Source organism: Mesorhizobium sp. M7A.F.Ca.AU.001.01.1.1 (assembly GCF_004022735.1).
GTDB lineage: Bacteria > Pseudomonadota > Alphaproteobacteria > Rhizobiales > Rhizobiaceae > Mesorhizobium > Mesorhizobium ciceri.
Genome location: NZ_RZPF01000420.1, coordinates 1 through 5,774, shown reverse-complemented (window position 1 = coordinate 5,774; position 5,774 = coordinate 1). Strand labels below are relative to the sequence as shown.

7 protein-coding genes are annotated in these 5,774 nt (G+C 62.4%); 2 read left to right on the top strand and 5 right to left on the bottom strand.

Features of this window, described 5'->3' with window-relative positions:
- Both EN884_RS22985 and EN884_RS22980 read left to right on the top strand, forming a co-directional pair.
- The coding region (locus tag EN884_RS22985; protein WP_128360751.1) for a DUF72 domain-containing protein at positions 1–282 on the top strand (282 nt) is incomplete at its 5' end.
- 115 nt (positions 283–397) lie between these two features.
- Entirely contained in the window at positions 398–1,549 is a 1,152-nt protein-coding gene (locus EN884_RS22980; RefSeq protein ID WP_013531843.1) for a GGDEF domain-containing protein, read from the top strand.
- A 44-nt stretch (positions 1,550–1,593) separates the two neighbouring features.
- Here EN884_RS22980 and EN884_RS22975 read toward each other — a convergent pair whose 3' ends face one another.
- From EN884_RS22975 to urtB, 5 genes are all read right to left on the bottom strand, one after another.
- Positions 1,594–1,770: a hypothetical protein gene (locus tag EN884_RS22975; RefSeq protein WP_013531844.1), complete on the bottom strand. Its 177-nt coding sequence runs from the start codon at positions 1,768–1,770 to the stop codon at positions 1,594–1,596.
- Between the two features lie 269 nt (positions 1,771–2,039).
- On the bottom strand, positions 2,040–2,735 hold the full coding sequence (gene urtE, locus EN884_RS22970) for an urea ABC transporter ATP-binding subunit UrtE (protein ID WP_013531845.1): 696 nt from the start codon (positions 2,733–2,735) through the stop codon (positions 2,040–2,042).
- A 69-nt stretch (positions 2,736–2,804) separates the two neighbouring features.
- On the bottom strand, positions 2,805–3,551 hold the full coding sequence (urtD, locus tag EN884_RS22965) for an urea ABC transporter ATP-binding protein UrtD (protein ID WP_013531846.1): 747 nt from the start codon (positions 3,549–3,551) through the stop codon (positions 2,805–2,807).
- Positions 3,552–3,557: 6 nt separating this feature from the next.
- A complete protein-coding gene (gene urtC, locus EN884_RS22960) occupies positions 3,558–4,790 on the bottom strand; it encodes an urea ABC transporter permease subunit UrtC (protein WP_027161511.1) in 1,233 nt (410 codons plus the stop codon).
- Positions 4,787–5,774 (bottom strand): urea ABC transporter permease subunit UrtB (gene urtB / locus EN884_RS22955; protein ID WP_128360750.1); only part of this gene is annotated, 988 nt, incomplete at its 5' end. The genes urtC and urtB, both read right to left, overlap by 4 nt.

Below are 5,774 nucleotides of genomic sequence, written 5' to 3'. Positions count from 1 at the left end.
GCCGACATCACCGCCGATTTCGTCTACGCCCGACTGCAGACCGGCAGCGATGACAATCCCGACTGCTATACGCCGAAAGGCCTCGATGAATGGGCCGCGCGGGTAAAGACCTGGGCGCAAGGCAAGCAGCCGGCCGACCTGCGGCGCGCCGACCCCGCCACCGATGCGCCGGTCAAGCCGCGCGACGTGTTCGTTTACTTCATCACCGAGGGCAAGGTGCGCGCGCCGTTCGGCGCCATGGCACTGATGAAGCGAGTGGACCAGGGTCAACCGGTGCCCTGACGCAGCGGAATCATGGCATCTTCGCCACCGTCGTAACCTTATCGATACCTCCTTGCTGCATGAATCCAGCCAGACCAGTCGCAGATCTGGGCCGCCACGGGCAAGGACGAGGGGCATGTCGCTCGACTACACTTCACTTCTCCTGGCTGTCGGTTTTTCCGCGGCCTGCCTGAGCCTGACATTGTTCGGCATGTGGCTGACCGCTCGCTCGGAGAAATTCCTGCTGACATGGGCGATCAGCCTGGTGTTCGTGGTCGGCGATATTTTTGTCTATGACGCTTATATCGACATGCCCGGGCGCCTGCTGGGCATCGCCACGCTGGCTTTCCTCCTGCTCGGTTTCTCGACAATGCTGGGCGCGGCCTACCAGTTTAGAACCGGCGGCTCGCCAGTGCCCCGAACTGTACTTGGCAGCGCCATTTCGCTGGCCGTGACGTTGCCTCCCATGGCTCTAGGCTATGACGGGCTGGGCTTCATGTTCGAAAATGCCTTCGCCGCCTTGCTTCTGTTCGCAACGGCGGTCGAATACTGGAAGGGCCGCGACGAAGCCCCTGCCCTGACGATCGGTATCACCGCGCTCTATTCTGCCACGGCCGCATCCTTCGCTCTCTGCGCCATGGTTTTAGCCTTGGATGGAAAGCTGGTCCTTGGACATGCGCCAAGCAACTGGGCCGAGGAACTGAGCCTCATCATCGTCATCGCCAGCATGACCGGGATTGGAGCGCTTTCCCTGGCCCTGAATCAGGGACGCTTGGCCCGGCATCACCGCCACAATGCCCTGACCGACCCGCTGACCGGCCTGCTCAACCGCCGCGCCCTGTTCGACCTGCACGGCGATGCGCCGGTCGGCGCCTTCACGGCGGTGGTCGTCTTCGATCTCGACAACTTCAAGGCCATCAACGACGAATTCGGCCACGCCGCCGGTGATGAGGTGCTGAGGGTGTTTGCACGGGAACTCGCCAGCAATCGCCGCCCGGCCGACGTCGCCGCGCGCATGGGCGGCGAGGAGTTCGCGCTGGTGCTGAAGCGGACCTTGCCCGAAACGGTGGAGGCCACCGCCGAGGCCATACGGGCAGCTTTCGCCGCGCACCGCATCGAAACCGAGACAGGCTCGCTGATATGCACCGTCAGTGCCGGATTTGCTTTCGGCACCAAGGAAGGCCTCGGCTTCGACAAGGTGCTCAACGCCGCCGACAAGGCGCTCTACGACGCCAAGCGCGGAGGCCGTAACCGCGTCACCGCATCTCCGTTCAGGCGCGCAAGCTAATCGCGCAACACCGGCCTCTGATCGTGGGGAGACGAATGCGGCTCCTAGGCCGCCATGACAATCTCATTGAAGGTATCGAGATCGACATAGAAGACCTTGGTGATCTCCTCGATCAGATCGTCGTAGTCGCAGCCCTGTGATCTCAAGATATTGATGGCAGCGATGATGTCGACGCGTTCGGTAAGCCGCCGCTTCTGGTAATCCTCGACGTAACGTTCCATGGCTGTCCCTTAGCCTGTGTGCCCAAACGCGTTTGAACGACAGAGATCGCAGGAGGGAAGCTAGGCAGCCTTGCTTGCGTGAAACTTGCCCGGCATTGGCCGTGGTCCTCGATCTGCGATAACCAGACTGATACGGAAGCGGCCGACTCACAAAGCCATGGAAAAGACTAGCACGCGATATTGAGCGTGCCAGAGACGCAGGTGATCGGATGGAGAAATATTGGACTTGGCAAGAACTTCGGATCGCCAACTGAAGTTCACCGCCAATGCTAGACGGTAAGGAACTTCCGCACATCAGCCCGGTCTAAATCTTCAGCCGGGCCGGTATGGACGATCACGCCCCGGTCCATGATGTTGACCTCGTCGGCGAGCTCGCGGCAGAAATCGAGATATTGTTCGACCAAAAGCACGGCGATGCCCGCCTGGTCGCGTAGATAGCGGATGGCGCGGCCGATGTCCTTAATGATCGACGGCTGTATGCCCTCGGTCGGTTCATCGAGCACGAGCAGTTTCGGCCGCATCACCAGCGCCCGCCCGATGGCGAGCTGTTGCTGCTGGCCGCCGGAAAGATCGCCGCCGCGACGGCCGAGCATCTGCTTCAGCACAGGGAACAATTCGAAGACATGCGCCGGAATGTTGCGGTCGGCTCGCCTCAGCGGCGCAAAGCCTGATTCCAGGTTCTCCCGCACGGTGAGCAGCGGAAAGACCTCCCTGCCCTGCGGTACGAATGCGATGCCCGACCGGGCGCGGTCATACGCCGCGCTCCGGTCGAGCGCCTTCCCCTCGAAGGCAACGCTTCCGCTCGTCAGCCGGTGGTGGCCGACGATCGATCTCATCAAACTGGTCTTACCGACGCCGTTGCGGCCGAGCACGCAGGTGATCTTGCCGGCGCCCGCCTTCAGCGATACGCCGCGCAGCGCCTGGGCGGCGCCGTAGTGCAGCGTGGCATTGGAAACTTCGAGCATGTCAGCGCCGTCTCCAGAACCTGAGAAACGACAGATCGAAGTGATGGAACTGAACCCGCCAGACCATGCTCATCTCCCCAGATAGACTTCGACGACACGCTCGTCGGCCGACACGAAATCGAGTGTGCCTTCCGAGAGCACCGAGCCCTCGTGCAGGCAGGTGACCTTGACGCCGAGCTCGCGCACGAAATGCATGTCGTGCTCGACGACGATGACCGAATGGTCGCGGGCGATATCCTTGAGCAGCCGCGCGGTTTCCTCGGTCTCGGCATCGGTCATGCCGGCGACCGGCTCGTCAACCAGAAGCAGTTTCGGGTCCTGCGCCAAGAGCATGCCGATCTCCAGCCACTGCTTTTGCCCATGGCTGAGATTGGCCGCCAGTTCGTCACGCTTGTCGCCAAGCCGGATGATGCCGAGGATGTCATCAATCTGCCGCGTCTCGGCGGCCGAGCGGCGGTGAAACAGCGCCGGGAAGATCGAGCGAGGACCCTTCAGCGCCAGCATCAGGTTTTCCTCGATCGTGTGGCTTTCGAAGACGGTCGGCTTCTGAAATTTACGGCCAATGCCCATCATTGCGATCTCGGCCTCGTCGTGCTTGGTCAGATCGACTTGGCCGTCGAAGAACACTTCGCCCTCGTCGGGCCGCGTCTTGCCGGTGACGATGTCCATCATCGTCGTCTTGCCGGCGCCGTTGGGGCCGATGATGGCGCGCATCTCGCCCTTGTCGAGCACCAGCGACAGATTGTTGATGGCGCGAAAGCCGTCGAAGGAGACCGAGACGCCGTCGAGATAAAGGATCGTGTTCGACTTTGACATGGTCGCTCACTCCGCCGGCTGTGGTTCGGGGTTGCTGGCGGACCAGTCACCTGGCTTTCTTGCTTCACTGCGAACGATTTTCGCCGGCGGCGAGACATCGGCATCGGTGCCGGCTTCCTCGGCAATCGAAGCAGCTCGCAACGCCTTGGCGTTGCCGCGCCAGCTGTCCCACATGCCGATGATGCCCTTGGGCAGCAAAAGCGTGACGGCGACGAATAGTCCACCCAGTGCAAACAGCCAGAACTCCGGCAGTACGCCGGTGAACCAGGATTTTCCGGCATTGACCAGCAACGCACCGATGATCGGCCCGACAATGGTGCCGCGCCCGCCGACAGCCGCCCAGACGACGACTTCAATCGAATTGGCCGGCTCGAATTCACCCGGATTGATGATGCCGACCTGCGGCACGTAGAGCGCGCCGGCTATGCCGGCCATGACGGCCGAGACGGTGAAGGCGAACAGTTTCACGTTCTCCGCCCGCCAGCCGAGGAAGCGCGTGCGGCTCTCGGCATCGCGTACCGCCATCAAGAGCTTGCCGTATTTTGAGCCGACGATCGCCCAGGTGACGAAGACGGCAAGTGCCAGCATCACCGCGCTGGCGGCAAACAGCGCCGAGCGCGTCGCGTCGGCCTGCACGTTGAAGCCCAGAATATCCTTGAAATCGGTCAGGCCGTTGTTGCCGCCGAACCCCATGTCGTTGCGGAAAAAGGCAAGCAGCAGCGCATACGTCATCGCCTGGGTAATGATGGAGAGATAAACGCCGGTGACGCGGCTGCGGAAGGCGAACCAGCCGAAGACGAAAGCCAGCAGGCCAGGCACCGCGAGCACCATGAGGCCGGCGAACCAGAAATGGTCGAAGCCATACCAGAACCATGGCAGTTCCTTGTAGTTCAGGAACACCATGAAGTCGGGCAAGACGGGATTGCCATAGACGCCGCGCGAGCCGATCTGGCGCATCAGATACATGCCCATTGCATAGCCGCCGAGCGCGAAGAAGGCGCCGTGGCCGAGCGAAAGGATGCCGCAATAGCCCCAGACCAGGTCGAGCGCCAAGGCAAGCAGCGCATAGCAGAGATATTTGCCGGTCAGCGCGACGATGTAGGATGGGATGTAGAAGGCGCTGGTAGGAGACACCGCAAGGTTGAGCAACGGCACGATGACGGCCACCGCCAGCAGGATGGAGATCGTAATGGCGATGCGGCGGTCCGCGCCGGCGGCAAAGAAGCGTCCCGTGATCATGCTTCCACCGCCCTCCCCTTGAGCGCGAACAGGCCGCGCGGGCGTTTCTGGATGAACAGGATGATCAGCACCAGCACGACGATCTTGCCGAGCACCGCGCCCGCATAAGGCTCGAGGAACTTGTTGACGATGCCGAGCGAGAAGGCGCCGACCAGCGTGCCCCACAGATTGCCGACGCCGCCGAAGACAACGACCATGAAGCTGTCGATGATGTACCCGCGGCCGAGATTGGGCGAGACGTTGTCGATCTGGCTCAGCGCGACGCCGGCAATGCCGGCAATGCCGGAGCCGAGCGCGAAGGTCAGCGCGTCGACCCACGGCGTCCTGATGCCCATCGAGGCAGCCATGCGCCGGTTGGCGGTGACGGCGCGCATCTGCAGGCCCCAGGGCGTGCGCTTCATCACGTAGAGCAGGATGCCGAAGACAGCGAGCGCGAAAACCAGGATCCACAGGCGGTTCCAGGTGATCGCCAACTGTCCGACATTGAACGAGCCCGACATCCAGGATGGGTTGCCGACCTCCTGGTTGGTCGGCCCGAAGATTGAGCGCACGGCCTGTTGCAGGATCAGCGAGACGCCCCATGTCGCCAGCAGTGTTTCAAGCGGCCGGCCATAGAGGAAGCGGATGACGCCGCGCTCGATGATCAGGCCAACCAGAGCGGCGACGAGAAAGGCCAGCGGCAGTGCGATGACCAGCGACCAGTCGAACAGGTCAGGGAAGGATGTACGGATCACCTGCTGGACGACGAAGGTCGTGTAGGCGCCGAGCATGACCATCTCGCCATGCGCCATGTTGATGACGCCCATGACGCCGAAGGTGATGGCGAGGCCGATTGCCGCCAGCAGCAGCACCGAGCCCAGCGAGATGCCGTACCAGATGTTCTGCCCGGCATCCCAAAAGGCCAGCGTCGAATTGATGTTGGCGATCGCGGCTGTCGCCGCTTGCCTGACCGCGTCGGTGGAATTCGCCTCGACCGAGGTGAGC

What these genes read in the sequence shown, in the direction of transcription:
- EN884_RS22980 (WP_013531843.1), top strand. Translation starts at nt 398, where the DNA reads ATGTCGCTCGACTACACTTCACTTCTCCTGGCTGTCGGTTTTTCCGCG.
- EN884_RS22975 (WP_013531844.1), bottom strand. Translation starts at nt 1,770, where the DNA reads ATGGAACGTTACGTCGAGGATTACCAGAAGCGGCGGCTTACCGAACGC.
- urtE (WP_013531845.1), bottom strand. Translation starts at nt 2,735, where the DNA reads ATGCTCGAAGTTTCCAATGCCACGCTGCACTACGGCGCCGCCCAGGCG.
- urtD (WP_013531846.1), bottom strand. Translation starts at nt 3,551, where the DNA reads ATGTCAAAGTCGAACACGATCCTTTATCTCGACGGCGTCTCGGTCTCC.
- urtC (WP_027161511.1), bottom strand. Translation starts at nt 4,790, where the DNA reads ATGATCACGGGACGCTTCTTTGCCGCCGGCGCGGACCGCCGCATCGCC.